Origin of the sequence: Polaromonas sp. (assembly GCF_029945925.1) — a bacterium.
Taxonomy (GTDB): domain Bacteria; phylum Pseudomonadota; class Gammaproteobacteria; order Burkholderiales; family Burkholderiaceae_C; genus Polaromonas.
The window spans coordinates 1-23,985 of sequence record NZ_JAQSDN010000023.1 but is presented as its reverse complement, the minus strand read 5'-3'; the positions used below and the strand labels follow the sequence as shown (position 1 = coordinate 23,985).

27 protein-coding genes are annotated in these 23,985 nt (G+C 64.1%); 18 read left to right on the top strand and 9 right to left on the bottom strand.

All coding sequences use genetic code 11. The features are described 5' to 3' along the window. Positions 1-9 precede the first annotated feature (9 nt). Positions 10-1,830 (bottom strand): nitrite/sulfite reductase, encoded by a 1,821-nt coding sequence (locus PSV40_RS05890; RefSeq protein ID WP_300535421.1) that lies wholly within the window; start codon positions 1,828-1,830, stop codon positions 10-12. Between the two features lie 29 nt (positions 1,831-1,859). After that, positions 1,860-2,651: a sulfite exporter TauE/SafE family protein gene (locus PSV40_RS05885; RefSeq protein WP_300535418.1), complete on the bottom strand. Its 792-nt coding sequence runs from the start codon at positions 2,649-2,651 to the stop codon at positions 1,860-1,862. Between the two features lie 200 nt (positions 2,652-2,851). Between PSV40_RS05885 and PSV40_RS05880 the strand changes: the two genes are divergently transcribed. Beyond that, entirely contained in the window at positions 2,852-3,673 is an 822-nt protein-coding gene (locus PSV40_RS05880; protein ID WP_300535415.1) for a response regulator, read from the top strand. A 42-nt stretch (positions 3,674-3,715) separates the two neighbouring features. Here the strand turns inward: PSV40_RS05880 and mnmC are convergent, their stop codons facing one another. Both mnmC and PSV40_RS05870 read right to left on the bottom strand, forming a co-directional pair. After that, positions 3,716-5,611, bottom strand: a complete 1,896-nt coding sequence (gene mnmC, locus PSV40_RS05875) for an FAD-dependent 5-carboxymethylaminomethyl-2-thiouridine(34) oxidoreductase MnmC (protein ID WP_300535411.1) — start codon at positions 5,609-5,611, stop codon at positions 3,716-3,718. Positions 5,612-5,736: 125 nt separating this feature from the next. Continuing rightward, positions 5,737-6,009: an oxidative damage protection protein gene (locus PSV40_RS05870; RefSeq protein WP_293593270.1), complete on the bottom strand. Its 273-nt coding sequence runs from the start codon at positions 6,007-6,009 to the stop codon at positions 5,737-5,739. A gap of 148 nt (positions 6,010-6,157) precedes the next feature. Between PSV40_RS05870 and PSV40_RS05865 the strand changes: the two genes are divergently transcribed. The 8 genes from PSV40_RS05865 to alkB all read left to right on the top strand — a co-directional run bounded on the left by PSV40_RS05865 (position 6,158) and on the right by alkB (position 11,480). Further along, positions 6,158-7,198 (top strand): sulfate ABC transporter substrate-binding protein, encoded by a 1,041-nt coding sequence (locus PSV40_RS05865; protein WP_300535407.1) that lies wholly within the window; start codon positions 6,158-6,160, stop codon positions 7,196-7,198. A gap of 100 nt (positions 7,199-7,298) precedes the next feature. After that, positions 7,299-7,913, top strand: coding sequence for a class I SAM-dependent methyltransferase (locus tag PSV40_RS05860; RefSeq protein ID WP_300535404.1), 615 nt, complete (start codon positions 7,299-7,301; stop codon positions 7,911-7,913). Positions 7,914-8,098: 185 nt separating this feature from the next. Further along, positions 8,099-8,452 (top strand): hypothetical protein, encoded by a 354-nt coding sequence (locus PSV40_RS05855; protein WP_300535402.1) that lies wholly within the window; start codon positions 8,099-8,101, stop codon positions 8,450-8,452. Continuing rightward, complete coding sequence (locus tag PSV40_RS05850; protein ID WP_096665230.1) at positions 8,439-8,672, top strand: hypothetical protein; 234 nt, start codon at positions 8,439-8,441, stop codon at positions 8,670-8,672. The genes PSV40_RS05855 and PSV40_RS05850 overlap by 14 nt, the downstream gene beginning before the upstream one ends. 23 nt (positions 8,673-8,695) lie before the next feature. Further along, entirely contained in the window at positions 8,696-9,133 is a 438-nt protein-coding gene (trxC, locus tag PSV40_RS05845; RefSeq protein WP_300535399.1) for a thioredoxin TrxC, read from the top strand. Between the two features lie 207 nt (positions 9,134-9,340). Continuing rightward, the gene (locus tag PSV40_RS05840) at positions 9,341-9,802 is read left to right on the top strand and encodes a hypothetical protein (protein WP_300535396.1); all 462 of its coding nucleotides are present in this window, start codon (positions 9,341-9,343) and stop codon (positions 9,800-9,802) included. Positions 9,803-9,967: 165 nt separating this feature from the next. Beyond that, the gene (locus tag PSV40_RS05835) at positions 9,968-10,681 is read left to right on the top strand and encodes a 2OG-Fe(II) oxygenase (protein WP_300535393.1); all 714 of its coding nucleotides are present in this window, start codon (positions 9,968-9,970) and stop codon (positions 10,679-10,681) included. A gap of 148 nt (positions 10,682-10,829) precedes the next feature. Next, positions 10,830-11,480 (top strand): DNA oxidative demethylase AlkB, encoded by a 651-nt coding sequence (gene alkB, locus PSV40_RS05830; RefSeq protein WP_300535390.1) that lies wholly within the window; start codon positions 10,830-10,832, stop codon positions 11,478-11,480. 103 nt (positions 11,481-11,583) lie between these two features. Here alkB and PSV40_RS05825 read toward each other — a convergent pair whose 3' ends face one another. Further along, entirely contained in the window at positions 11,584-11,841 is a 258-nt protein-coding gene (locus PSV40_RS05825) for a hypothetical protein (RefSeq protein ID WP_300535388.1), read from the bottom strand. Positions 11,842-12,244: 403 nt separating this feature from the next. Further along, positions 12,245-12,565: an antibiotic biosynthesis monooxygenase gene (locus tag PSV40_RS05820; protein ID WP_300535386.1), complete on the bottom strand. Its 321-nt coding sequence runs from the start codon at positions 12,563-12,565 to the stop codon at positions 12,245-12,247. 310 nt (positions 12,566-12,875) lie between these two features. Here PSV40_RS05820 and PSV40_RS05815 point away from each other — a divergent pair, with 310 nt between their 5' ends. Then, positions 12,876-14,360 (top strand): SulP family inorganic anion transporter, encoded by a 1,485-nt coding sequence (locus PSV40_RS05815; protein ID WP_300535383.1) that lies wholly within the window; start codon positions 12,876-12,878, stop codon positions 14,358-14,360. Between the two features lie 16 nt (positions 14,361-14,376). After that, positions 14,377-15,234, top strand: a complete 858-nt coding sequence (locus PSV40_RS05810; RefSeq protein ID WP_300535380.1) for a universal stress protein — start codon at positions 14,377-14,379, stop codon at positions 15,232-15,234. Between the two features lie 10 nt (positions 15,235-15,244). Here the strand turns inward: PSV40_RS05810 and PSV40_RS05805 are convergent, their stop codons facing one another. Beyond that, entirely contained in the window at positions 15,245-15,838 is a 594-nt protein-coding gene (locus tag PSV40_RS05805) for a hypothetical protein (protein WP_300535378.1), read from the bottom strand. A 193-nt stretch (positions 15,839-16,031) separates the two neighbouring features. Here PSV40_RS05805 and PSV40_RS05800 point away from each other — a divergent pair, with 193 nt between their 5' ends. Beyond that, complete coding sequence (locus PSV40_RS05800) at positions 16,032-16,580, top strand: NAD(P)H-dependent oxidoreductase (RefSeq protein WP_300535375.1); 549 nt, start codon at positions 16,032-16,034, stop codon at positions 16,578-16,580. A gap of 87 nt (positions 16,581-16,667) precedes the next feature. Here PSV40_RS05800 and PSV40_RS05795 read toward each other — a convergent pair whose 3' ends face one another. Continuing rightward, entirely contained in the window at positions 16,668-17,315 is a 648-nt protein-coding gene (locus PSV40_RS05795; RefSeq protein ID WP_300535372.1) for an NAD(P)H-dependent oxidoreductase, read from the bottom strand. A 380-nt stretch (positions 17,316-17,695) separates the two neighbouring features. On the opposite strand from PSV40_RS05795, the gene PSV40_RS05790 reads away from it, so the two are divergent. The 6 genes from PSV40_RS05790 to PSV40_RS05765 all read left to right on the top strand — a co-directional run bounded on the left by PSV40_RS05790 (position 17,696) and on the right by PSV40_RS05765 (position 23,472). Next, positions 17,696-18,604 (top strand): LysR family transcriptional regulator, encoded by a 909-nt coding sequence (locus PSV40_RS05790; RefSeq protein ID WP_300535370.1) that lies wholly within the window; start codon positions 17,696-17,698, stop codon positions 18,602-18,604. Between the two features lie 303 nt (positions 18,605-18,907). Further along, a complete protein-coding gene (locus tag PSV40_RS05785) occupies positions 18,908-19,513 on the top strand; it encodes an alpha/beta hydrolase (protein ID WP_300535368.1) in 606 nt (201 codons plus the stop codon). Continuing rightward, positions 19,510-20,502, top strand: a complete 993-nt coding sequence (locus PSV40_RS05780; protein ID WP_300535365.1) for a sulfate ABC transporter substrate-binding protein — start codon at positions 19,510-19,512, stop codon at positions 20,500-20,502. The genes PSV40_RS05785 and PSV40_RS05780 overlap by 4 nt, the downstream gene beginning before the upstream one ends. 3 nt (positions 20,503-20,505) lie before the next feature. Then, positions 20,506-21,384 carry a sulfate ABC transporter permease subunit CysT gene (gene cysT / locus PSV40_RS05775; RefSeq protein WP_300535362.1) on the top strand — a complete coding sequence of 293 codons (879 nt, stop codon included), beginning with the start codon at positions 20,506-20,508 and terminating at the stop codon, positions 21,382-21,384. Beyond that, the gene (gene cysW / locus PSV40_RS05770; RefSeq protein WP_300535360.1) at positions 21,381-22,310 is read left to right on the top strand and encodes a sulfate ABC transporter permease subunit CysW; all 930 of its coding nucleotides are present in this window, start codon (positions 21,381-21,383) and stop codon (positions 22,308-22,310) included. Before cysT ends, cysW begins: the two co-directional genes overlap by 4 nt. 76 nt (positions 22,311-22,386) lie before the next feature. Beyond that, a complete protein-coding gene (locus PSV40_RS05765; RefSeq protein ID WP_300535357.1) occupies positions 22,387-23,472 on the top strand; it encodes a sulfate ABC transporter ATP-binding protein in 1,086 nt (361 codons plus the stop codon). A gap of 13 nt (positions 23,473-23,485) precedes the next feature. Here PSV40_RS05765 and PSV40_RS05760 read toward each other — a convergent pair whose 3' ends face one another. Continuing rightward, on the bottom strand, positions 23,486-23,761 hold the full coding sequence (locus tag PSV40_RS05760; RefSeq protein ID WP_300535354.1) for a DUF2277 domain-containing protein: 276 nt from the start codon (positions 23,759-23,761) through the stop codon (positions 23,486-23,488). Positions 23,762-23,985 lie beyond the last annotated feature (224 nt).

The following is a 23,985-nucleotide window of genomic DNA, read 5'->3' as shown; positions in this document are numbered from 1 at the left end:
GGGTTCTCCTCAGGCAACCTCAGCGGCGGCGGGTGTGGCTGCAAAACGCGCGCTGTTGGCAGCCAGCTTGAACGGGTCGATGCCGACGCGGCGCAAGGTGGCGATAAAGGTTTCGCCGGCCTCGCGCTCGCGGCGGTAGGTGTCGAGCACGGCTTCAATCACTTCGGGCACTTCGGCGGCGGAAAACGAGGGGCCGACGACCTTGCCGGGCACGGGTGCGCCGCTCAGTGTGGAGCCGTCCGAGCCGCCCAGCGTGACCTGGTACCACTCCTTGCCGTCCTTGTCCACGCCCAGGATGCCGATGTGGCCGCTGTGGTGGTGGCCGCAGGAGTTGATGCAGCCGCTGATGTGCAGGTCGATCTCGCCGAGGTCGTGCAGCTCGTCCATGTCCTGGTAACGCTCGGTGATCGCCTCGGCAATCGGAATCGAGCGTGCGTTGGCCAGCGAGCAGAAGTCACCGCCGGGGCAGGCGATCATGTCGGTCAGCAGCCGGATGTTGGGGCGTGCAAAACCCGACTTGCGCGCAGCGCGCCACAGCTCGGGCAACTCGTCGCAGCGCACCCAGGGCAGCAGCAGGTTCTGGTCGTGTGTGACGCGCACCTCGCCGGCGCTGAAGCGGTCGGCCAGGTCGGCCGCCACATCGAGCTGGTTGGCCGTCGCATCGCCGGGCGCCTGGCCCAGGCGCTTGAAGGACAGCGTCACGGCGCGCAGGTCGGGGTTCTGGTGCGGTGCCACGTTCTGCTTGAGCCAGCGGCCAAATTCAATATCGTCTTCCGCCGCTGCGCGCAGGATGTTGGCGATCTTCGCGTCGGCGCTTTTGCGGTCGCATTGGAGCGTGGGCGGCACAAACGACGCCGTCACGCGGTCCAGCTCGGCCTGCGTGATGGTGTGCGGGCCGCCATCGTGTTCCATGATCTGCCGGTACTCGGCTTCCACGTCGTCGATGTAGCGCTGGCCCTCGGCCTTGACCAGGATCTTGATGCGGGCCTTGTACATGTTGTCGCGCCGGCCATAGCGGTTGTACACACGCACGATGGCCTCGATGTAATTCATGACCTGGTGCCACGGCAAAAACTCGCGGATCACGCTGGCAATGATGGGCGTGCGGCCCATGCCGCCGCCGACCAGCACCTTGAAGCCCAGCTCGCCTTCGGCATTGCGGATCAGGTGCAGGCCGACGTCGTGCCAGGCGGTGGCCGCGCGGTCTTCCTTGGCGCCGCTGATGGCGATCTTGAACTTGCGCGGCAAAAAGGCGAACTCGGGGTGCAGCGTGCTCCACTGGCGCAGGATTTCGCCAAAGGGCCGCGGGTCGGCAATTTCATCGACCGCAATGCCGGCGCGTTCGTCGCTGGTGATGTTGCGTATGCAGTTGCCGCTGGTCTGGATGCCGTGCATGCTGACGCTGGCCAGCAGGTCCATCACGTCGGCCGACTTGTCGAGCGGAATCCAGTTGTACTGGATGTTCTGGCGCGTCGTGAAATGGGCATAACCGGCGGTCAGTTTGGAGGCCACCGACAGGCCGCTTTTGAGGTTGACCGGGCCGAGCTTGTCCTGTGCCGCCTGGGCCTCATTGAACAGCGCGGCATGGGGCTGGTCGTAGTCACGGGCGATTTTCGCCAGCACACGCACCTGCGCGCTCGAGAGTTCGCCATAAGGCACGGCGACGCGTAGCATAGGTGCATATCGCTGGACATACCAGCCGTTTTGCAGGCGCAGCGGGCGGAAGTCGTCTTCGGCCAGCTGGCCGGCTTGCCAGCGGGTCAGCTGGTCGCGGTACTGGCCGGCGCGGGCTTTCACAAACTGGCGGTCAAATTCGGTGTATTGGTACATGGCGGTCAGGGATCAGGTGATTCAGAGGGTCAGATGGCGATGAGTTTGGCGCCGGCATAAGCCAGCAGCACAGAAAGCAGGGAGCGTATCCAGCGGTCGGGTGTGCTGTTGACCAGGCGCGAGCCGAGCCAGATGCCGGGCAGCGAGCCGGCCAGCAGTTTGGCCAGCAGCGGCCAGTCGACGGAGCCGATGGACGCATGCCCGAAGCCGGCCACCAGCGTCAGCGGCACGGCGTGGGCGATGTCGGCGGCCACGATGCGCGGCAGCGGCAGGGCCGGGTAAAGCAGCATCAGCACAATCACCCCGATGGCGCCGGCGCCCACCGAGGTCAGCGTCACCAGGGCGCCAATGACGGCGCCGAACAACACCGGCAGGGCCCAGTGGCGCGCCTGCGTGGCTGCGGTCAGGGCAGCCGGTTCGATGTGGCGCGGGGCGTCTTTGCCGTAAACGGCCTTGTAGAACGTGGCGCTCGCCGTGAGCAGCAGCGCCACACCCAGCGTGGTGGTCATCACTGCGTGGGCCGCCGGGCTGGCTGGTCCGACCAGATGCAGCACATACAGCGTGGCCAGCGAGGCCGGAATGCTGCCTGCCGCCGTCTGGCCGACAATTTTCCAGTCCACCAGCCGGGCCCGCGCCAGGCCAACTGTGCCGCCCAGCTTGGTGAAGGCGGCAAACAACAGATCGGTACCGATGGCCAGATGCGGCTTGACGCCGAAAAAGAAAATCAGCAAGGGCGTCATCAGCGAGCCCCCGCCCACGCCGGTCAGTCCCACCACGAGACCGACGGCAAAACCCGCAAAAACAAAAGCGAAATCATGCATAAGCCGCCGACTTTAGGGCGAGGGCTTATGGAAACAAACGACAGATTCGTTGTTCGCTTATGCGGATAAGCTTATTCACCAGTGTTCATGCGGCTTTACAGGCCTGAGCACTGAATTCCGTGTCATCGGGACAACGCCATCAGCAACATTTGCACACAAGCCCCGTATCATCCACGGCAATAACAACGAGGGGCGGGGCAGTGAAGCGGATATTCGTCAAGTTTTTCGGTTTCAGCGGCACCGAGCGCCAGGCGCTGGATCTGGTGTTTCGCCTGTCCGAGTCGCGCGACGTCGTTTATTCGGCCTGGACCTCGCAAACCGCGGAAGCGATAGACGCGCCCGATGTCCTGATCATCGACGGCGACAGCTGGGAGGCCGTGCTGGCACTGGCCAACCCCGCCCACGACGGCCTCAAACTCATCTGGATTGGCGGTGACGCGCCTGCTCAGGCCTGGCGGGTGTTTCCGGCGCCGGTCAAATGGTCAGGCGTGCTGGATGCGATGGACGAGGCCTTTGGGCTCCTGCCCTTGCCTTCTTCCCCTGAAGCTCGGGCCTCGTCGCCGATCGATCTGGACCTCGCGCACGATGAGGACCTCGATGTGGTGCTCGACCAGGGCGACGCCACCGAGCCCCTGCCGCTGGAGCCGGGCGCCTTGCCGTTGGTGGGGCGGCGGGTGCTGGTGGTGGACGCCGGGCGCGATGACCGCCTGTACCTGCGTGCCAAGCTGGCCGCCGCCGGCGTGCACGAGGTCGATGAAGCGGCCACCGGCACCGAGGCCCTGATTCTGCTCAACACCCATGCCTACCTGCTGGTGACGGTGGACCTCGGGCTGACCGACATGGACCCCTGGCAACTGGTCAAGGCGGTGGACAACACCCGGCCGGCCATTGCCCACATGTTTGTCACCGGCACGGCGCCGGCCTGGCAGCAGGGCTTGCGGGCCCGTTTTTCCGGTGCGCAGGTCTACCTGCGAAAACCCCTGCACCCGGGGCAGCTCAAGAAATTGCTACGAAATATATAGCTGCCTGCGCAGGCCCATCCAGGGCTGGAGCCTCAAAAGGCTTCAAATCACGGGGTCCACGGGCGCCACCCGTTGTTTGAGCAAGCTGGCGCGCTGCGGCGCCAGTGCCTGCAGCATGCGCTTGTCCACCGGCAAGGGTTCGCCATGCAGCCGGGCGGCGAGCAGTTCGCCGCCGAGCACAGCAAACGTCAACCCGCGCGAACCCATGGCCGTGTTCACCCAGAGCCCCGGCTGCCGCAGGGGGTGAACCGGGCCCACCAGCGGCAGCCGGTCCGGTGACGCACATCGCACGCCGGCCCAGGCCCGGGCGCTACCTGCCTGAAAATCCGCTGCCAGTTGGCGCGCCGTGTGCGGCAGCAGGGTTTGCAGGCGCTCCAGGTTGGCCTGCTGGTCGGCCGGGTCGGGCCGGCTGTCGTTGCGGTCGCGCTGGAAACCGGCACCGGCCATCCACGCCACGCCGTCATCAACAGGCACGGCGGGCAGCAAGCTGCCGTGGCCGTTGACCGGGAAGGCGGGGAGCGCGCTGCCGTCGCCAGCGCGCCGCAGGTCCCAGGAGACCTGGCCGCGAATTGCCTGCAGCGGCAGGCCGCCGTCCACCAGCAGCCCGCTGGCTTGGGCCGCGGCCAGCACCACAAGATCGGCCCGCGCGATGAACTGCCCCCTGCCGTCAAACACCTGCCATGGGCCGGTGGCATCGCGTTCCAGCCGCGCCGCCTGCACGCCGCCGCGCCAGGTGATGCCGGGCTGCGTAAGCAGCGCCTGCACCAGCCGGGCCGGCTTGATCCAGCCGGCCTGGTGGTGCCAGGTGGCGGCCGAGGCCGTGTCCAGCCCGGCCTGTTCGAGTTGCGCCGCGCTGGCGGCCTCGCTCCAGTCGCGGCCGGCATCGGGCCAGCCGGCGGGCAGGCCACCGCTGCCGTCCAGCCGCCGCTCCAGCACGCCGCTGGCCTGCCAGTCGCTGCCTTCCTGCAGCAGCGCCCGGGCCTGCTGCAGCGTGGCGCGTACGCCGCAGCGCGACAGGCGCGACAGCAGGCTGTCATCGGGCGAGACATGCGGCACCAGCACGCCGGCCGGCAGGCCCGAGGCGCCGCCGGCCGGTGCGTCATGCGTATCCAGCACCACCACCTGCCAGCCACGTCGCGCCAGGCTGGCGGCCGCGGCCGCACCGGCCAGGCCGGCGCCGATGACCACACAGCGTGAAGGCGGGACCGGCGCCAGGGGCGCACTGCCTGCGACCTTGCGCGGCACCCAGCGCGGTGAGAATTCGCCCTGCAGGTTGTCGCGTTTGGGCGGCAGGCCCGGGGTTTTCTGCACGACGAAGCCGCACTGGGCCAGGCCGTCGAGCACGCTGCGCGCTACCGTCCAGCTGGCGATGCGGGTGCCGCGGCGGCAACAGCGTGCCACTGCCTTGAGCGTGTGAAGGTCCCAGATACCGGGGTTTTTGGCGGGGCTGAAGCCGTCGAGGTAAACCGCGTCGGCGGCCAAGGCCTGCTCGCGCAGCACAGTCTTGGTATCGCCGATGCACAGGGTGAGCAGCACATGGCCGCCCTCGAACACCAGCCGGTGCGCACCGGGCAGCAGGCCCCAGCACTGGGCCTGCAGTTGCTCGGCCAAATGCAGCAGTTCAGGATGCGCCGCGGCGGCACGCAGGATGTCGGCGGCGCCGGCCGGGTGCGCCTCGGTGGCCACAAAATGCAGCAGCCGCGGGCGCGCGGGGTCGGCCTTCCAGGCCTGCCAGGTCACCAGGAAGTTCAGCCCGAGGCCAAAGCCTGTTTCCAGGATGCACCACTGCGGCTGGCCGGCCCAGGCGGCAGGCAGGCCGCAACCGTGCAAAAACACCTCGCGCGACTGCGCCAGCCCGCCGAGTTCACTGCGGTAGCGGTCCCCAAAACGCGGGCTGTAAGGCGTGCCGTCAGCCAGCCACTCGATTACTTCGGGCATGTGTTGTCAGACACCGAGATAGCGGTCCCTTCAAGCAGGGGCCGCGGAACCGGCTTTGCCGGGCCGCAGGCGCAACGGCCCCCTCGGGGGGCAGCGTAGTACACGAAGTGACAAGCGTGGGGGCTCTATTCCGTCGGGGGCACGTAGCCTTGGACCTTGTCTGCGCCAGTGCCGAAAAAGTGGTTTTCCATCTGGCGCGCCAGGTACTGGCGGGCGCGGGCATCGGCGAGGTTCAGGCGGTTTTCATTGACCAGCATGGTCTGCTGTTTCATCCACTCAGCCCAGGCTTCCTTGCTGACTTCTTCCCACAGGCGCTTGCCGAGGGGGCCGGGGTAGGGGGGAAAGTCCAGACCTTCGGCTTCCCGGCCCAGTTTGATGCATTTGACGGTACGTGCCATGGGGACTTCTTTCGTGGAATCTGGTTGTAGATGATTTGGGTATTAAGAACTGAATTCTTATTCGTTCCTGTTTTGGCCTGCCGCTTCCAGAATCCAGCTTCTCACTCAAACCCGCATACAAAAAATGCACCGGACCAGAAAGCAGACCATGACCACACGCCGCCATTTTATGAATGTTTCCACCCGCCTGGCAGTAGCCGTTGCGCTGGCAGGGTCGGCCGGAGCCGCGCTGGCGCAAACGCCGGCCGCCAACCCCCCCGTGACCCTGCTCAATGTGTCCTATGACCCGACGCGCGAGTTCTACGTGGAATACAACGCCGCCTTCGCCAAATACTGGAAGGCCAAGGCCGGGCAGGACGTGACCATCAAGCAGTCGCACGGTGGCTCGGGCAAGCAGGCGCGCTCCATCATCGACGGGCTCGATGCCGATGTGGCCACGCTGGCGCTGGCCGGTGACACCGATGCGCTGGTCAAAAACGGTGCCTGGCTTGCGCCCGACTGGCAGAAAAAGCTGCCCCACAACGCTTCGCCCTACACCTCGACCATCGTGCTGGCCGTGCGCCAGGGCAACCCCAAGGGCATCGAGGACTGGGACGACCTGATCAAGCCCGGTGTCAGCGTGATCACGCCCAACCCCAAAACCTCGGGTGGCGCGCGCTGGAACTACCTCGCAGCCTGGGAGTTCGCCAAACGCAAATACGGCAGCGATGCCAAGGCCAAAGAATTTGTCGCCAAGCTCTACGGCAACGTGCCCGTGCTCGACACCGGCGCGCGCGGCTCCACCATCACCTTTGCCCAGCGCGCCCAGGGCGATGTGCTGATCGCCTGGGAGAACGAGGCCTACCTGCTTGAAAAAGAGTTCGGCGCCAAATTCGACGTGGTCGCACCGTCGATCAACATCCTGGCCGAACCCGCGGTGGCCGTGGTGGACAAAAACGTCGACAGGAAAGCCACACGTATCGTGGCCGAGGAGTACCTCAAGTACCTGTATTCCGAAGAAGGCCAGGACATCGCCGGCAAGAACTTCTACCGCCCGGCGGTTTCGCAAAAAGCCATCGCCAAGTACGCCAGGCAGTTTCCCAGGCTGAACCTGTTCACCATCGACCAGGCTTTCGGCGGCTGGGCCAGAGCCGACAAGGAACACTTTTCGGACGGCGGCTCTTTCGACCAGATCCATGTCCGCAAGTAAAAATCATCGGTCCGGGGCGCCGCGAGTTTGCGGCAGGTCAGCCCAGGTTGCCCGGACGCCACTATCATGAAGGGATCATAAGTTCACCCGGAGACGTTTCATGGAAGCCAAATCGCATTGGGAGCAGGTTTATACCGCCAATGCTGCCGAAGCCGTGAGCTGGTACCAGCCGCACGCCACCTTGTCGCTGGAGCTGATCCTGCGCGTCGCCCCCGACAAGTCGGCGCGTATTGTCGATGTGGGGGGCGGGGCTTCCCGCCTGGTGGACGACCTGCTGGACCACGGCATGACGGATGTGAGCGTGCTGGATATTTCCGGTGCGGCGCTTGATGTGGCGCGCCGCCGGCTCGGTGAGCGGGCAGGGCGGGTGCGCTGGATCGAGGGTGACATCACGACCGTTCCGCTGGAGAAGGCCAGCATCGATGTCTGGCACGACCGGGCCGTTTTCCATTTCCTCACCGATCCGGCGGACCGCGCCGCTTATGTTGCCCAGGTGCGGCGTGCCGTGCGCCCTGGCGGGCATGTCATCGTGGCGGCCTTTGCCCCGGACGGGCCCCTGCAATGCAGCGGCCTGCCGGTGGTCCGCTATGCGCCCGATGCGCTGCATGCCGAGTTTGGCGGCGCTTTTGAACTGCTGGAGCACTTGCAGGAAGACCATCGCACGCCTTCCGGTGCCCTGCAGCATTTCGTGTATTGCCATTGCGTCCTGCATTGAGGGGGCCCCAAAAGACGGCCCGGCACGCAGCCCGCCGCAGGTATCCGGACGGGGGCGGGTTTTTGAAGCCAAACAGGCCTTCGGCCCTTGTTGGACGGGCGCTGTCAGCTATCAAAAGCATAGTGATCTGCGGGGCCGGGGCATTTCGGCTTGTTTTTCGGCCAAAAGCCCCCAGTTTCAGAGGCATGAACACGACCCAAACCCCTTCTTTCAGTGCCGACCTGACCGTGACGCACGTGCTGGCCGAATTGCTTGAGCGGCTGGAGCACAGTGCTGTTCCGGTCGGCCCGGAGCAATACCTCTCTGTGGTGACCCACTTGGTCGATGCGTTTGACAGCGTCACGCCGGGGGTGGAGCTGGGGGCTTTGCTCGACACTCACCCGGCCGCGGCCGAATTGTACGAAAATGTCAATTACCAGTACGCGGGCCTGTGCCGCTCGCCACTGGATCCGGCGCTGGCTGCCGAACGGCAGGCCAGGCAAGCCATAGAGCGCGCAATGCGCCAACCCAACCAAGGAAACACCCATGGCCAGAGCTGATGCCAAAACCACCGTCCTTGCCGACGGACTGCGTTACAAATCCAAGGTGTCGGGCTCCCCGTTTGTCGCGTCCGCTTCTTTCGGTGCTGCCACGATGTCGTGCTTCATGTGCGGCAAACACCGTCCCCGCTCGCAGATGGGCACGCGCAAGGTGCTGGGCAAGTCCCACGCCGTGTGTGCACCGTCGTGCAAGGCGCTGGACGAAGCCAACAACAGCTGATTCAGGATGTAGACGAGGTACAGATGACGGATTCCCTGCACATCGTGTGTCCGCACTGCCACACGACCAACCGCGTCAAAAGCGCGGATCTGGCCAACGCGCCGGACTGCGGCAGTTGCCACCAGGCGCTGTTCACCCGGCACCCGGTCAACCTCGACGAAGCGGCGTTTGACCGCCACATCGCACGCAACCAGATCCCGGTGCTCGTCGATTTCTGGGCGCCTTGGTGCGGCCCCTGCCTGCAGATGGCGCCGGCCTATGAACAGGCCGCCGCGCAGCTCGAGCCCATGGTTCGCGTGGTCAAGGTGGATACCGAGGCCTGTCCGACTCTGGGCGCACGCTTCAACATCCGCAGCATTCCCACGCTGGCGCTGTTCGTGAACGGCCGCGAAGTCGCGCGCCAGCCCGGCGCCATGGGTGCCGCCGACATCGTGCGCTGGACGCGGTCGCACATCGGCTGAAACCGGCACTGCCGGCACGGACCGTGTCTCCCGGTTCCGTGACTGGCCCTCAACTTGTCCGGCAGCCTGCCGTTAAGCATGCATGGCTCTGCTGCTTGTCCTTCAAAAAATCACGCTTGTTGTCCCGGCGCATTGCCGCCGGTACGGATGCAGGCGGGAGCACGGGTTGACAGGCCTGCCGCTGGTTGATTTTTCTGGAGAAACCTCATGATCCGCACCCACACCCTTGGCCTCCAAGAGGCTTGCCTCACCGCTGTTTCCGCCCTGGACGATCTGGTGTTCGAACTCGTCTGCGAGAGCCCGCAGAGCTTGTCGCCCATGTTCCTGGACTGGGTGGCTGACGAAGCCACGCCGTTTGTCGAGCGGCAGGTCGCCAGGTCCTTCGCAACACCGCAGTTTGCGGCCAGCCTGCGCATCGGCGATCAGCGCGTGGCCATGGCGCTTTGGGTGCGGCTGTGGGTCGGTCCGCGCATCGTGGCCGGTTTTGAGGAACTGGCTGTCTGCCTGCCGGAGTTTGCCGGTAGCCGGCCCGCAGGCCAACCACCTGTGCCTGTGGCTGCCGCGCGATCCGGCGCCGGCACGCTCGGCCATCGATTCCTCGCCATGCTGGGGCTGGCCGGCGCCGGCGCCGGCACCGCCGGCTTGCCGGGTTCCCCGCCACGCTACTAATAAAGTAGCTGCTGGCGCCCGGTCCCATTGGGCTGGAGGCCGATTTCATGCATGAAACAGGGCGCCTCCGCACCCTGCGCTGAATCGGCGGGATGTCCGTTTCCGGCGAGCCAGGCCGCCGCCCCCGGGCTACGCTTGGGTTTTTTTCCAGGACACCCACCCGCCATGAACACCTTGTTGACGTCCAGGCCGGCCGAAACCGGCTGGCCGGCACTGGCCAAAGAACTGCAGACGCGTGGCAGCGCCGTGCTGCCGCAACTGCTGACGCCGGCCCAGTGTGCGGCAACCGCCGCGCTCTACCGGCAAAGCGCGCTGTTTCGCAGCCGCGTCGTGATGGCGCGGCACGGCTTTGGCCAGGGCGAATACCAGTACTTCAGCTATCCGCTGCCTGAGCTGGTCCAGCAGCTGCGAAGTACGCTGTATCCCCGGCTGGTGGACGTGGCCAACCGCTGGAACGAAGTGATGGGTATCGCCGTGCGTTACCCGCCCGAGCATGCGCAGTTTTTGGCGCGTTGCCATGCGGCCGGCCAGACGCGGCCGACGCCGCTGCTGTTGCAATACGCCGAAGGCGACTACAACTGCCTGCACCAGGACCTGTACGGCGAGCATGTGTTTCCGCTGCAGGTGGCGGTGCTGCTGTCGCAGCCGGGGCACGACTTCACCGGCGGCGAGTTTGTACTGACCGAGCAGCGCCCGCGTACGCAGTCCCGGCCCGAGGTGATTCCCCTGGCGCAGGGTGATGCCGTGGTGTTTGCCGTGCACCACCGGCCGGTGCAGGGCAGCAGGGGGTTTTACAGGGTCAACATGCGCCACGGCGTCAGCACGGTACGCTCTGGCCACCGCCACACGCTGGGTGTGATTTTTCATGATGCGCAGTAGCATCTTTGTATTTTTGAAGGGGAAGCCTTCATCCGTTCGGGCTGAGCCTGTCGAAGCCTCTGTGCCCTGATGGCATTTCGACCCTTCGACAAGCTCAGGACAGGCCAAGCTCAATGCGGACGGTCAGATACAAGCCAAGGAATGCCGTTTGACCAGCGATCTTTTTGACGAGTTGCCCGTGGCGGTGTCGCGTGAAACGCTGGCACCCGGTGCCGTGTTGCTGCGCGGTTTTGCACGCGTGGACGACGCAGCCCTGCTGCAGGCCATCGCAGAGGTCACCGCGCAGGCGCCGTTTCGGCACCTGGTCACGCCCGGCGGATACACCATGTCGGTAGGCATGAGCAACTGCGGCCCACTCGGCTGGGTGTCGGACCGCAGCGGCTACCGCTACGACGCGCTGGACCCGCTGTCGGGCCAGCCCTGGCCCGCCATACCCGCGATACTGCGCAAGCTGGCCGTGCGCGCGGCAGCGCAAGCCGGGTTTGCCCACTTCGAGCCCGACGCCTGCCTTGTCAACCGTTACGAGCCGGGCGCACGGCTCTCGCTGCACCAGGACCGGGACGAGAAGGATTTCTCCGCCCCCATCGTCTCGGTGTCCCTGGGCCTGCCCGCGGTGTTCCTGTTCGGCACGCCCAGTCGCAAGGACAGGCCGCAGCGCCATCGTCTGCAGCATGGCGACGTGGTGGTCTGGGGCGGCCCGTCGCGCCTGGCCTTCCATGGTGTGGCACCGCTGGTTGATGGCGAGCACCCCTTGCTGGGGCGCCGCCGCATCAACCTGACGTTTCGCTGTGCGGGTTGAGGTGGAAACGAGCGTTTCCCCTTGTATGGCGGTCGCTGGCTGCTACAGAAAACGTAGCAAAGGCAGAGCCTGACGCAGAAGCAACGTTGCTGAAAAACGGCGGCTAGAAGTGTTCGGTCCCCAGCACCAGCGGATGGTCCGGCGTGTAGTTGGCGCCCGCCACGATGTGGTCGGCAGCCCGGGCGTGAATCATCTCGGCGTCGAGCGCATAGGCTGTTTTCAGCGAGTCCGGCCCCTGGGTCGCGTCGAAGTGCTCCTCCATCGCTGCCCGGGAAATTTTGACCGGAACGACGCCGCCGGCGTGTGACATTCCGAAGCTGAGCCAGTCGCCGTGGTCTTCGACGTTCAAAGATGATTCCATGCATCCCTCCTGAAAAATGGCAAGAATAACGGAGCATCTGTGAGACGTACAGACTGGGAGAAACCACTAAGCCGAATGGCACTTACTTAAGCCGAGAATACCGGGAAACCTGTCGGCCGGGCCTGAGCCGGGTTGACAGGCGGGGACGTGGATGACGCCTGAAGTTGTCATTGCGGGCTTGACCCGCAATCCATGCCTCGCGGGCCTGCGCAGTGGAGCCTGCGGCATGGATCCCACCGGATCGGAGTCCGGGGCAGGCTCCTCAAGGCCGGGATGACAGCCTTTTTGGCTTATGTAAGTGCCATTCCCACCAAGCCCCGATTTTTCTGACAGGATGGGCGAAAGGTGTGCCCGACGTCGAACAGGTGCTGGCCAATGTGTCAAGTGCAGCCCTACAAGACGCTCACGTCGCACCGAGTTCCGGCAATACTGACCACTCCGGCTCTTCAAACTCGCCGATCACGGTGACGTCGCAGTGCCGGGCGTGTTTGTCGAGAATGGCGCGCACGGTGGCGTCGCGGCGGTCGTCCCTGGCATCGCGGTGTGCCTTGGAGTCCCAGGTGGCAATGGCCAGCAGGGTGTCGGGCGAGCCGATCTTGCGATGCAGGTAAGTGCCACGCGCGCCCGGCGTGCGCTGGATGATTTCACTGGCACTGATCCAGGCGGCGGCATACTGGTCCACCGTGTAGCCGGGCTTCATGCGGACTTCGAAAATGAACTTCATGGAACGGTCCTCCGGGAAGTGATGACTCCGCTCAGGATTCTGGGGCCGTGTTTCCCTGCCTGCGGCGCTGGATTGTTACAATGTTGCGATGCACAAAAGCCCAGTCACGAGCTTGCTCGCCCCGGTGATCTACCCGGGCGGCGGACTGCCGCGCGGCTATTTCTGTTCTGTGACGCCGCCCTGAGCTGTCACTTGAGGCGTGCGACGCCTCCGAGTCCGGCCGGATCTGGCAGCCGTCTGCTGCAGCGATCCATTCCTCTTTTTCCTTGACCCACGACAGCCAGGCACGCCCTGGACTGCGCCCATTCCATTGAAAACACTTTATCCCTCCATCCGCCAGGACTGGTTCTCCAACATCCGCGGTGACCTGCTCGCCGGCCTGGTAGTGGCGCTTGCCCTGATTCCCGAGGCGATTGCCTTTTCCATCATTGCCGGTGTCGACCCCAAGGTCGGCCTGTATGCCTCGTTCAGCATCGCCGTGATCATTGCCTTCACCGGCGGCCGGCCGGGCATGATCTCGGCGGCCACCGGCGCCATGGCGCTGGTCATGGTCATGCTGGTCAAGGAGCATGGCCTGCACTACCTGCTGGCGGCGACCGTTCTGACTGGCGTATTGCAGATTCTTGCCGGCGTTTTCAAGCTTGGTGTACTGATGCGTTTTGTGTCGCGATCTGTGATCACGGGGTTTGTCAACGCGCTGGCCATCCTGATTTTTCTGGCGCAGCTGCCCGAACTCACCAACGTCACCTGGGTGGTCTATGCCATGACGGCGGCCGGCCTGGCCATCATTTATGGCTTGCCCTACATCACCAAGGCCATCCCCTCGCCGCTGATCTGCATCGTGGTGCTCACTGGTGTGGCGATGGTGCTCAAGCTCGACATCCGCACCGTGGGCGACATGGGCCAGCTGCCCGACAGCCTGCCGGTTTTCCTGCTGCCCGATGTGCCACTGAACCTCGAAACGCTGAAGATCATCCTGCCGTATTCCGCCACACTGGCCGTGGTCGGTTTACTCGAATCGATGATGACTGCCTCGATTGTTGACGAACTGACCGACACCGGCAGCAACAAGAACCGCGAGTGTGTGGGGCAGGGCGTGGCCAACATTGCCACCGGTTTCATAGGCGGCATGGCCGGCTGCGCCATGATTGGCCAGTCGGTGATCAATGTGAAGTCGGGCGGGCGCGGGCGGCTGTCCACGTTTGTCGCCGGCTTGTTCCTGCTGATCCTCATCGTTTTCCTCGGTCCCTGGGTCAAGCAGATTCCCATGGCCGCGCTGGTGGCGGTGATGATCATGGTCAGCATAGGCACGTTCAGCTGGGACTCGATCCGCAAGCTGCGTGAGCATCCGCCAAGTTCCTCCGTCGTGATGATCGCCACCGTGGTCGTCACCGTGGCCACCCACGACCTGGCCAAGGGCGTGTTTGTCGGTGTGCTGCTGTCCGGCGTCTTCTTTGCCCACAAGGTCGGGCGGGTGTTGCGTATCGACCGAAGCAGCGACGACGAGGGCCGGGTACGCAGCTACGGTGTTGTTGGCCAGGTGTTTTTTGCGTCGTCGGAAACTTTTGTCGGCGCCTTCGATTTCAAGGAGGTGGTCGAGCAGGTGCGCATCGACGTGAGCCGCGCGCATTTCTGGGACATCACTGCCGTGAGTGCACTCGACAAGGTGGTGCTCAAGTTCAGGCGCGAGGGCACGCCGGTGGAAGTCATCGGCCTGAACGAGGCCAGCGCGACCCTGATGGACCGTTTTGCGATCCACGACAAGCCGGGCGCCGTTGAAAAACTCATGCATTGAATCAGGAGACAAAAAAATGAACAAGGTTTACGCCTGCATTGACGGGCTTGCAAACACCACCGCCGTGATCGACTGGGCCGCCTGGTCTGCACTGCGGCTCGACGTCCCCCTGGAGCTGCTGCATGTGCTGGAGCGCAAGCCCGGGCGGCCCCAGGCCGTTGACTACAGCGGGGCCATCGGGTTGGGCGCGCAGGAGGCGTTGCTGGCGCAACTGAGCGAGCTGGACGAGCAGCGCGGCAAGCTGGCACAGGAAGCCGGCCGCCGGCTGCTGGCCGTGGCCCGCGAACGTGCGCTGGCGGCGGGCGTATCGCGGCTCGACGGCCGCCTTCGGCACGGCGAACTGCTCGACACGGTGCTCGAGATGGAGCCCGACGCTCGCCTGTTTGTGCTCGGTGAGCACTACCACGCGAGTGAGGCCTCGAAGATCCACCTGGACCACCATGTCGAGCGGGTGATCCGCTCGGTCAAACGGCCCGTGCTGGTGGTGACGGGGGAACAGTTCGAGGCGCCCCGGCGTGTAGTCATGGCGTTTGACGGCAGCCCGACCGCGCGCAAAACCGTGGAGACGGTGGCGCGCAGCCCCTTGCTGGTGGGGCTGCCGGTGCTGGTGGCCATGGCGGGTGTGGACACCGCGGCGGCACGCCAGCAGCTCAAGGAGGCCCGGCAGCTCCTGATGGAAGCGGGATTTGACGCAGAGGTCGAACTCATCCCCGGTGAGCCGGAAGAGGTGTTGCCGGCATTGGTCAAGGCCCAGGGTGCGGCCTTGCTGGTGATGGGCGCCTATGGGCACTCGCGCATCCGCCAGTTGATCGTGGGCAGCACGACCACCACACTGCTGCGGCTGAGCAAGGTGCCGGTGCTGATTCTGCGCTAGCGCGCCCGGCCTACTTCTCCATCTCTTTTTCCAGCGCAAGGCGGAACGCCTCGAGCTTGGCGTGGTAGTCGGCTGCCTCGCCGTAGGCCAGAAACCGCTCGTAGCGCGAGTGGGAGCTGAACAGCTTGCGCGCGTGTTTGATGGGGCAGAAATACTGCTCGGTCCGCGCCACGATTTCGGCCGCGTAGGCGATCAGCCCGTTGGCGTAGGCGCAGTAGGTGCAGTGAAATCGCTCGAAGCCGTTGAGGTAGGCCAGATGCTGGCGATCAATGGCGATGTAGTCGGCGCGCCGGACCTTGGCAATTTTGTAGATCGGAAAGCAACTGGCCTGGTAAAACGTGACGCAGAGGTCAAGCACCGCCAGCGGAACAATCAGGCTGTAGATGATGGGCCCGGTCAGGAAATTCTGCGGGCGGTCCGTCACGATCCAGCGCCACAGGCTGCGTTTCAGTTTGCGGTGGGTCTCGCGGATCGAGCCCTCGAATTCGACCCGTTTGCCCTTGAACTGGTAGAAAAGCTGCGTCTCCTGTTCACGCAGCGTGGAGCGCAGCTCGTCTTCCAGCGTGGTGATCTGGCCGAGCAGCTCTTTGATTTTGGGGTTCAAGGTTTTTTCCAGTACGTGGATCGGATCACAAGCGGTGATGATGAATCATTATTGATTTTTTCCCGGGCACAAGGCCATCGCGGCTTCCCATTGCTGGTTTGTCCTCACGCCGCGCAATGTCAAGCCGTCTTCGCATAATGGTCCAGTCCCTTCACGGGTCCCGCCAGTCTGACCATTTTTTCAGGAGAACTCCATGGCTCAATACCGCATCGCCGTTGTCGTCGGCAGCATTCGCAAGGATTCATTCAACAAAAAGCTCGCGCTGGCGCTTGAAAAACTGTTCCCGGCGGATTTCAGTTTCACCCATGTGCGCATCGACGACCTGCCGCCCTACAACCAGGATGACGACGGCAACCCCTCGGCGCAGGTGACGCGCCTGAAGGGCGAGATCGCGGCGGCCCAGGGCTTGCTGTTTTTCACGCCTGAATACAACCGCTCGATTCCCGGCGTCCTGAAAAACGCGATTGACCATGCCTCTCGCCCCTACGGCAAAAGCGTGTGGAATGGCAAGCCTGCGGGTGTGCTGGGCGCCTCCGTCGGCCCCGTTGGCACGGCGCTGGCGCAGCAGCACCTGCGCAACATCCTGGCCTACCTGAATGTGCCCACCCTGGGCCAGCCCGAAGCCTTCATCCACAACAAGGAAGGGCTGTACGACGCGGCCGGCAACATCGGCGAGGCCAGCCTGGCGTTTTTGCAGGGCTGGGTTAACGCTTATGTGGACTGGGTCAAAAAACACGCCTGACCGTCTGCCGCCCGCCATGGAAAAAGCCCGCAGTGCGGGCTTTTTCCATGTGGCAGCTCAGGCCTGACGGGCCTGAACCCGCCGGGTTCAGGCGGCGAGGGCGGCCTGCGCTTCGTTGGCGGCCCTGGCTTGCGCCGCGATGTCAGCGGTGGCGGCAGCCAGGGCGGCGGCTTTGGCTGCGTCGCCCATGGCCAGGCCTTCGGCGCGCACAAAACGCATGTCGGTGATGCCGAAGAAGCCGAACACGGTCTTCAGGTAGCTTTCCTGGTGCTCCATCGCATTGCCGGCGTCGCTGGTCGAATAGACACCGCCTCGGGCGGACGCCACGATCACGGTCTTGCCACCGGCCAGGCCGACCGGGCCCTTGTCGGTGTAGGTGAAGGTGCGGCCGACCTGGGCAATGCGGTCAATCCAGGCCTTGAGCTGGGTGGGAATGGAGAAGTTGTACAGCGGTGCGCCGACCACAATCACGTCGGCGGCGAGGAACTGGGACACCAGCGCTTCGGAAACAGCGTTTTCACGCTTTTGCGCTTCGCTCAGGTCGCTGCCGGCGGGCATGCGAAAACCCAGGGACTCGGCCGACAGGTGGCTGGGGGTGTTCACGGCCAGGTCGAGGTAGCTGACTTCGGTAGCCGGGTGGCCGGCGCGCCAGGAGGCGACGATCTGGGCGGTCAGTTGGCGCGACACGGAGTTGCCGCCGAGGATGCTGGAGTCGATGTGCAGAAGCTTGGTCATGAGGGGTTCCTTGAGGGGATGAATCGGGGATGGATCGGTTGTTGGCCGTATTCACCATGAATCGCAGCCATGGATAGATTGTGTGGGTGGGTGCATTCATTGATAAGATGGCAAAAATGCGATACATCGTCCTGTATTCAGGACAATCGACGCGCCAGACCCATTCCAGGGAGCTGTCAACCATCGAGCCCCGCCCAAGTCCACTGCTGTTCATTCAAACCTTGCCAACCGTTCGGGCAGAGCTTGTAGAAGCCTGTTTGCATGACGGAGACCCTTCGACAAGCTCAGGGCGAACGGTTAAACGAACAGTAGGGCGGCCGAAGTGCGGGGCAACACACCACCACAACCAATCAACCAACCAACCAACAGGGGAGCCGCCCATGCAGGACCTGAACGACATGGTGTATTTCGCGGAAGTGGCCGAGCGCGGCGGCTTCGCGGCGGCGGGCCGGGCGCTGGGCCTGCCCAAATCGCGGCTCTCGCGCCGGGTGGCCGAGCTCGAGGCCCGGCTCGGCGTGCGGCTGCTGCAGCGCACCACACGCAAGCTGTCCCTGACCGAGGCGGGCGAGCTTTACCTGCGCCACTGCGTGGCCATGCGTGACGAGGCCCTGGCCGCCGGCGAGGCCGTGGCGCAGATGCAGAGCGAGCCCCGCGGGACGCTGCGCATCAGTTGCCCGGTGACGCTGGCGCAAGGCACGCTGGGCTACCTGATTCCGCAATACCTGGCCCAGCACCCGCATGTGAGGCTGGACATGCGGGTGACCAACCGGGTGGTGGACCTGGTGGAAGAGGGTATGGACGTGGCGCTGCGGGTGCGCCCCACGCTGGACGACAGCGGCAGCCTGGTCGTCAAGCAGCTGGGCGCCTCCTGCAGCTACCTGTTGGCCAGTCCTGAACTGCTCAGGCGGCAGGGTGCACCGGCCACGCCCGACGACCTGAAAAACCTGGACACGGTCGCGATGTCGGCCACCGAGGGGCGCAGCGCCTGGGAACTGCTGGGACCGCAGGGGCAGGAGTTTGTGTTGCAGCACCAGCCGCGTTATGTGGCCGACGACCTGCAGACGCTCAAGCTGGCGGTGCTGGCCGGCACTGGCATGAGCTTTTTGCCGGAGATGCTGTGCACGGCCGAGCTGCAGGCCAGGCTGCTGGTGCCGGTGCTGCCCGGCTGGGCATTGCGGCCGGGCATGGTGCATGCCGTGTTTCCCTCGCGCCGGGGCCAGGTGCCGGCGGTGCGCAGCTTTCTCGACTTTCTGGGGGAGCACCTGAAGGCCGAGGAGCTGGCTCAGTAAAACGCTCTTGTTTTGATAGCTGCTTGCGCAGGTGGGACAAGGGCTGAGGGCCGATTTGATGCATAAACTCGGGTGCCAGCGAGCGACAGGGCCCACACGCAAGTCCATCTTGGGCAAAGCGCGAACAGCATCAAATCGCGTTAGTTATATCGTTATGCCGTATAAATTTAAAACGATATATTCTTTTGAGTTTTAAGGCCGGCTCCTCACAATGCATTTTTTGAATACAAATGCACAGGAGTCCTCATGGCAACACCCCGACCCGCCGGCACCTCGCTTGTCCACTGACGACTGGTCAAGCAGGTGCGCTTCATCATCGTCCCCGGCTGGCGCGACTCCGGCCCCGGCCACTGGCAAAGCCTGTGGGCCGGGCGCCTGGACAACGCCGTGCGCGTCAAGCAGGACGACTGGATCACGCCCTCGCGCAAGGCCTGGGTCGCAACACTGGCGCAAACCATCTTGTTGCAGCGCGAGCCGGTGGTGATCGTGGCGCACAGCCTGGGCTGCATCGCCACCGCGCATTTGCCGGCCGACGCCCGCGCCGCCATCCAGGGCGCCTTGCTGGTGGCGCCGGCGGACCCTGAACGGCGCGCCATCCTCAGCGACTTTGCACCCGTGCCTTACCAGAAGCTGCCGTATCGCAGCGTGTTGGTGGCCAGCAGCAACGACCCTTATTGCCCGGTGCGCCTGGCGGGGGCCTATGCGCGGGCCTGGGGCAGCGAGTTTGTGCGCATCCAGGACGGCGGCCACATCAACATCGAATCCGGCCATGGCGAATGGCCGCTGGGCGTGGCGCTGCTGCAATCGCTGGCCGGTGACACCGATATCGCCTCCCGCCTGCATTCCCCTTTTTCTTTTTCTTCTTCTTCTCCCACTTCCTTTCCCTCTGCTCCTCTGGAAACTGTATGACCACCAAACTCAAACTCGCTCTTGCCTCCATCGCCCTGGCCACCAGCGGCCTGGCTTCGGCCCAGACCCTGCTCAACGGCTCGTATGACGTGGCGCGCGAGTTCTACAAGGACTACAACGCTGCCTTCATCGCCCACTACAAGAAGACCACCGGCAAGGACATCAAGATCGACCAGTCGCACGCCGGCTCCAGCGCGGTGGCGCGCTCCGTGGCCGACGGCCTGGACGCCGACGTGGTGACCATGAACACCACGACCGATATTGAATTCCTGGCCGACAAGGGCCTGGTGGCCAGGGACTGGACGAAACGGTTCCCCAACGACGCGTCGCCCACCACCTCGACCATGGTGTTTCTGGTGCGCAACGGCAACCCCAAGGGCATCAAGGACTGGGCCGACCTCGTCAAGCCCGGCGTGCAGGTGATCGTGGTCAACCCCAAGACCGGCGGCAACGGCCGCATGGCCTACCTGGCGGCCTGGGGCTCGGTGCGCAAACAAGGCGGCAGCGATACGCAGGCTGCCGAATTTGTCGGCAAGCTCTACAAAAACGTGCCCATCCTGGCCAAGGGCGGCCGCGACGCCACTTCCATCTTTTTGCAGCGCAACACCGGGGATGTGCTGATCACGTTCGAATCCGAGGTGTTGTCGGTGAACCGCGAGTTCGGCGAAGGCAAGGTGGACGCTGTTTACCCCTCGTCCAGCATCGTGGCTGAAAACCCGGTCGCTGTGGTCGAACGCACCGTCGCCAAGAAGGGCACGGGCGAACTGGCCAGGGCTTATCTCAACTACCTGTACTCGGACGAAGGCCAGGAGATCGCTGCCAAACATGCGATTCGCCCGCGTTCGCCGGCCGTGCTCAAAAAATATTCGAACGTCTTCAAGCCCATCCAGCAGTTCACGGTCAAGGACTACTTCGGCTCGCTCGGTGAAGCGCAGAAGGTCCACTTCAACGACGGCGGCCAGTTCGACAAGCTCTACACCGTCAAGTAATCCATGACTGCTGCGACCCTTTCTGCGGCGGCGCTGGCTGCGGCGCCGGTCCGGCGTGCCTCGAAAAAGGTGCTGCCGGGCTTCGGCCTGACCTTGGGCTACACACTGTTCTACCTGAGCATCATCGTGCTGATCCCGCTGTCGGCGCTGCTGTTCAAGACTTTCTCGTTGACCTGGGAGCAGTTCGTAACGGCGGTGACTTCGCCGCGGGTGATGGCTTCGTACCGCCTGACCTTCGGCGCCTCGGTGTTCGCCGCGCTGGTCAACCTGGTGTTTGGCCTGCTGTTGGCCTGGGTGCTGGTGCGCTACAAATTCCCGGGTAAAAAAATCGTCGATGCGCTGGTGGATTTGCCGTTTGCGCTGCCGACGGCGGTGGCCGGCATCTCGCTGACGGCCATCCTGGCCGGCAACGGCTGGATCGGCCAGTACCTCGAACCGCTGGGCATCAAGCTGGCCTTCACGCCGGCCGGCGTGGTGATCGCGCTGATCTTCATCGGCCTGCCGTTTGTGGTGCGCACGGTGCAGCCGGTGCTGGAAGACGCCGAAAAGGAACTCGAGGAAGCCGCCACCTCGCTGGGTGCGACCCGCTTGCAGATTTTCACGCGAGTGATTCTTCCGCATATCACGCCGGCCCTGCTGACCGGGTTTGCCATGGCTTTTGCGCGCGCCATCGGTGAATACGGTTCGGTGATTTTTATCGCCGGCAACATGCCCATGATTTCCGAAATCACGCCGCTCATCATCATCGGCAAGCTCGAGCAGTACGACTATGCCGGCGCCACGGCGGTGGCTGTGGTGATGCTGGTGATTTCCTTTGTGCTGCTGCTGGTCATCAACGGCTTGCAGGCCTGGCAACGGCGTAACGCAGGGGCCCCGGCATGAGTGCAACTGTCTCCAAGGCTACCCATGCCAGCCACGCGCGAGCGGGGACCAGCGAAGCGCCGTGGGTGCGCTACACCCTGATCACCGTCGCGCTGATCTTTGTCTTGCTGTTCCTCGTGCTGCCGCTGGCTGCCGTTTTCACCGAAGCACTGCGCAAGGGCTTCGGTGCTTACTTCGCCGCCTTGAAGGAGCCTGACGCCTGGTCGGCCATCGAGCTCACGCTGATCGCCGCAGCGATTGCCGTGCCGCTGAACCTGGTGTTCGGTGTTTCGGCCGCCTGGGCGATCGCCAAGTACGAGTTCCGCGGCAAGTCCTTTCTGACGACCCTGGTGGACCTGCCGTTTTCGGTCTCGCCGGTGGTGGCCGGGCTGATGTATGTACTGGTGTTTGGCGCCCAGGGCTGGTTCGGCCCCTGGCTGGCGGCCAATGACATCAAGATCATTTTTGCGGTGCCCGGCATTGTGCTGGCCACGGTGTTCGTGACCTTTCCCTTCATTGCACGTGAGCTGATTCCGCTGATGCAGGCCCAAGGCAGCGACGAGGAGCAGGCCGCCATTGTGTTGGGAGCCACCGGCTGGCAGACCTTCTGGCATGTGACCCTGCCCAACATCAAGTGGGGCCTGCTCTACGGCGTGATTTTGACCAACGCACGCGCCATGGGCGAGTTCGGCGCGGTGTCGGTGGTGTCCGGCCACATCCGCGGGCAGACCAACACCTTGCCGCTGCATGTGGAGATTCTTTACAACGAATACCAGTCGGTGGCGGCCTTTGCCGTGGCCTCGCTGCTGGCGCTGTTGGCCCTGGTCACGCTGCTCATCAAGTCGGTGGCCGAGTGGCGCGCCGAGCAGGAGCAGCAGGGCGCCGCCGACCTGCCGCCCGAGCGGCCGCGACTTGTTCCCTCTCCCGCCGGGAGAGGGCCAGCGTGAGGGCCGCTTCCGACCTCCGCCAGCGCCAGCCCTCACCCCAACCCTCTCCCAATGGGAGAGGGAGAAAGAAAAAATCATGAGTATTGAAATCCGCAACATCAGCAAACACTTCGGCAACTTCCAGGCGCTCAATGACGTGAGCCTGGACATCGCGTCCGGCGAACTGGTCGCCTTGCTCGGCCCCTCGGGCTGCGGCAAGACCACCTTGCTGCGCATCATTGCCGGGCTGGAAACGGCCGACCAGGGCAGCATTTTGTTCAGCGGCGAAGACACGACCGATGTCCATGTGCGCGAGCGCCAGGTCGGGTTTGTGTTCCAGCATTACGCGCTGTTTCGCCACATGACGGTGTTTGAAAACGTCGCCTTCGGCCTGCGTGTCAAGCCGCGCGGCATGCGCCCCAGCGACGCCGAGATCAAACGAAAAGTGCATGAACTGCTGGGCCTGGTGCAGCTCGACTGGCTGGCCGACCGTTTTCCGTCGCAGCTCTCGGGCGGGCAGCGCCAGCGGATTGCGCTGGCACGCGCGCTGGCGGTCGAACCCAAGGTGCTGCTGCTCGACGAACCTTTCGGCGCGCTCGATGCCAAGGTGAGGAAAGAGTTGCGCCGCTGGCTGCGCCGCCTGCACGACGACCTGCATGTGACCAGCATTTTTGTCACGCACGACCAGGAAGAAGCGCTCGAGGTCGCCGACCGTGTGGTGCTGATGAACCAGGGTAAGGTTGAGCAGATCGGCTCGCCGCAACAGGTCTGGGACCACCCGGCCAGCCCCTTTGTTTATGGCTTCCTCGGCGACGTCAACCTGTTCCACGGCCGCGCGCACGAAGGCAAGATCCAGCTCGAAGGCATGCGCCTGGATTCACCCGAACACAGTGGCGCGCAAAACGCCAAAGCTTTTGCCTATGTGCGCCCGCACGACTTCGAGGTGCAGCGTTACTCACCGGGCGCCGAAGGCATTGCCGCCCAGCTCAGCCGCGCGATCGTGATCGGCCCCATCGCCCGGCTGGAACTGACGCCCTCCGAAGACAGCGATCAGGCCGACCCGCTGATCGAAGTGCAGATTCCTTCACAGCAATACCGCGACATGGGGCTGCGCGAGGGCGAATTGCTGGTGGTGACACCGCGCAAGGCGCGGGTGTTTGTGGATGCGGGGGAGGGGATTTGAGGGCGCTGGTCCATCACTGAGCCGGACCGAACCTCATCGCTGACCGCGCCCGCGTCCGTTCGGCCTCAACTTCGCGGTTGCGCGGTTCGGCGTTGGTGACCAGGGAACCGATAAGGTTTCGTGCGGAAGCCGCCACCTCTTCTACCGCGCGTTCGAACGCTGCTTCATTGGCCTTGGACGGAACGCTGAACCCGCTGAGCTTCCTGACAAACTGCAGTGAAGCATCGCGGATTTCCAGTTCCGTGGCCGGTGGTTCGAAGTTGAACAGGGTCTTGATGTTGCGGCACATGGCGGCTCCTTGAGACTAGGGATTTTTGAGGCCTATGTACGCCGATGACGTCCCTGCTTTTGAATGACAAAACATTAAAGAGAACCCCATTCTTGAGATGCGTAGTTCTTCCCAGAGAGGCGTTCAAATTCTCTTAAGAATTGGTGAATTTTTGCAAATAAAGGTTCGTCGTGAGCCTGTCAGAAATTTTGTGTGTGAGGCATAACATGTCACGAAGGAACATG

Excerpts from the sequence above, each read along its gene's own strand:
- cysT (WP_300535362.1), top strand. The coding sequence starts at position 20,506 with ATGACTGCTGCGACCCTTTCTGCGGCGGCGCTGGCTGCGGCGCCGGTC.
- PSV40_RS05760 (WP_300535354.1), bottom strand. The coding sequence starts at position 23,761 with ATGTGCCGCAACATCAAGACCCTGTTCAACTTCGAACCACCGGCCACG.
- PSV40_RS05840 (WP_300535396.1), top strand. The coding sequence starts at position 9,341 with ATGATCCGCACCCACACCCTTGGCCTCCAAGAGGCTTGCCTCACCGCT.
- PSV40_RS05870 (WP_293593270.1), bottom strand. The coding sequence starts at position 6,009 with ATGGCACGTACCGTCAAATGCATCAAACTGGGCCGGGAAGCCGAAGGT.
- PSV40_RS05885 (WP_300535418.1), bottom strand. The coding sequence starts at position 2,651 with ATGCATGATTTCGCTTTTGTTTTTGCGGGTTTTGCCGTCGGTCTCGTG.
- PSV40_RS05860 (WP_300535404.1), top strand. The coding sequence starts at position 7,299 with ATGGAAGCCAAATCGCATTGGGAGCAGGTTTATACCGCCAATGCTGCC.
- PSV40_RS05765 (WP_300535357.1), top strand. The coding sequence starts at position 22,387 with ATGAGTATTGAAATCCGCAACATCAGCAAACACTTCGGCAACTTCCAG.
- cysW (WP_300535360.1), top strand. The coding sequence starts at position 21,381 with ATGAGTGCAACTGTCTCCAAGGCTACCCATGCCAGCCACGCGCGAGCG.
- PSV40_RS05800 (WP_300535375.1), top strand. The coding sequence starts at position 16,032 with ATGGCTCAATACCGCATCGCCGTTGTCGTCGGCAGCATTCGCAAGGAT.
- PSV40_RS05820 (WP_300535386.1), bottom strand. The coding sequence starts at position 12,565 with ATGAAGTTCATTTTCGAAGTCCGCATGAAGCCCGGCTACACGGTGGAC.
- PSV40_RS05810 (WP_300535380.1), top strand. The coding sequence starts at position 14,377 with ATGAACAAGGTTTACGCCTGCATTGACGGGCTTGCAAACACCACCGCC.
- PSV40_RS05780 (WP_300535365.1), top strand. The coding sequence starts at position 19,510 with ATGACCACCAAACTCAAACTCGCTCTTGCCTCCATCGCCCTGGCCACC.
- PSV40_RS05890 (WP_300535421.1), bottom strand. The coding sequence starts at position 1,830 with ATGTACCAATACACCGAATTTGACCGCCAGTTTGTGAAAGCCCGCGCC.
- trxC (WP_300535399.1), top strand. The coding sequence starts at position 8,696 with ATGACGGATTCCCTGCACATCGTGTGTCCGCACTGCCACACGACCAAC.
- PSV40_RS05790 (WP_300535370.1), top strand. The coding sequence starts at position 17,696 with ATGCAGGACCTGAACGACATGGTGTATTTCGCGGAAGTGGCCGAGCGC.
- PSV40_RS05835 (WP_300535393.1), top strand. The coding sequence starts at position 9,968 with ATGAACACCTTGTTGACGTCCAGGCCGGCCGAAACCGGCTGGCCGGCA.
- PSV40_RS05850 (WP_096665230.1), top strand. The coding sequence starts at position 8,439 with ATGGCCAGAGCTGATGCCAAAACCACCGTCCTTGCCGACGGACTGCGT.
- mnmC (WP_300535411.1), bottom strand. The coding sequence starts at position 5,611 with ATGCCCGAAGTAATCGAGTGGCTGGCTGACGGCACGCCTTACAGCCCG.
- PSV40_RS05825 (WP_300535388.1), bottom strand. The coding sequence starts at position 11,841 with ATGGAATCATCTTTGAACGTCGAAGACCACGGCGACTGGCTCAGCTTC.
- PSV40_RS05865 (WP_300535407.1), top strand. The coding sequence starts at position 6,158 with ATGACCACACGCCGCCATTTTATGAATGTTTCCACCCGCCTGGCAGTA.
- PSV40_RS05855 (WP_300535402.1), top strand. The coding sequence starts at position 8,099 with ATGAACACGACCCAAACCCCTTCTTTCAGTGCCGACCTGACCGTGACG.
- PSV40_RS05795 (WP_300535372.1), bottom strand. The coding sequence starts at position 17,315 with ATGACCAAGCTTCTGCACATCGACTCCAGCATCCTCGGCGGCAACTCC.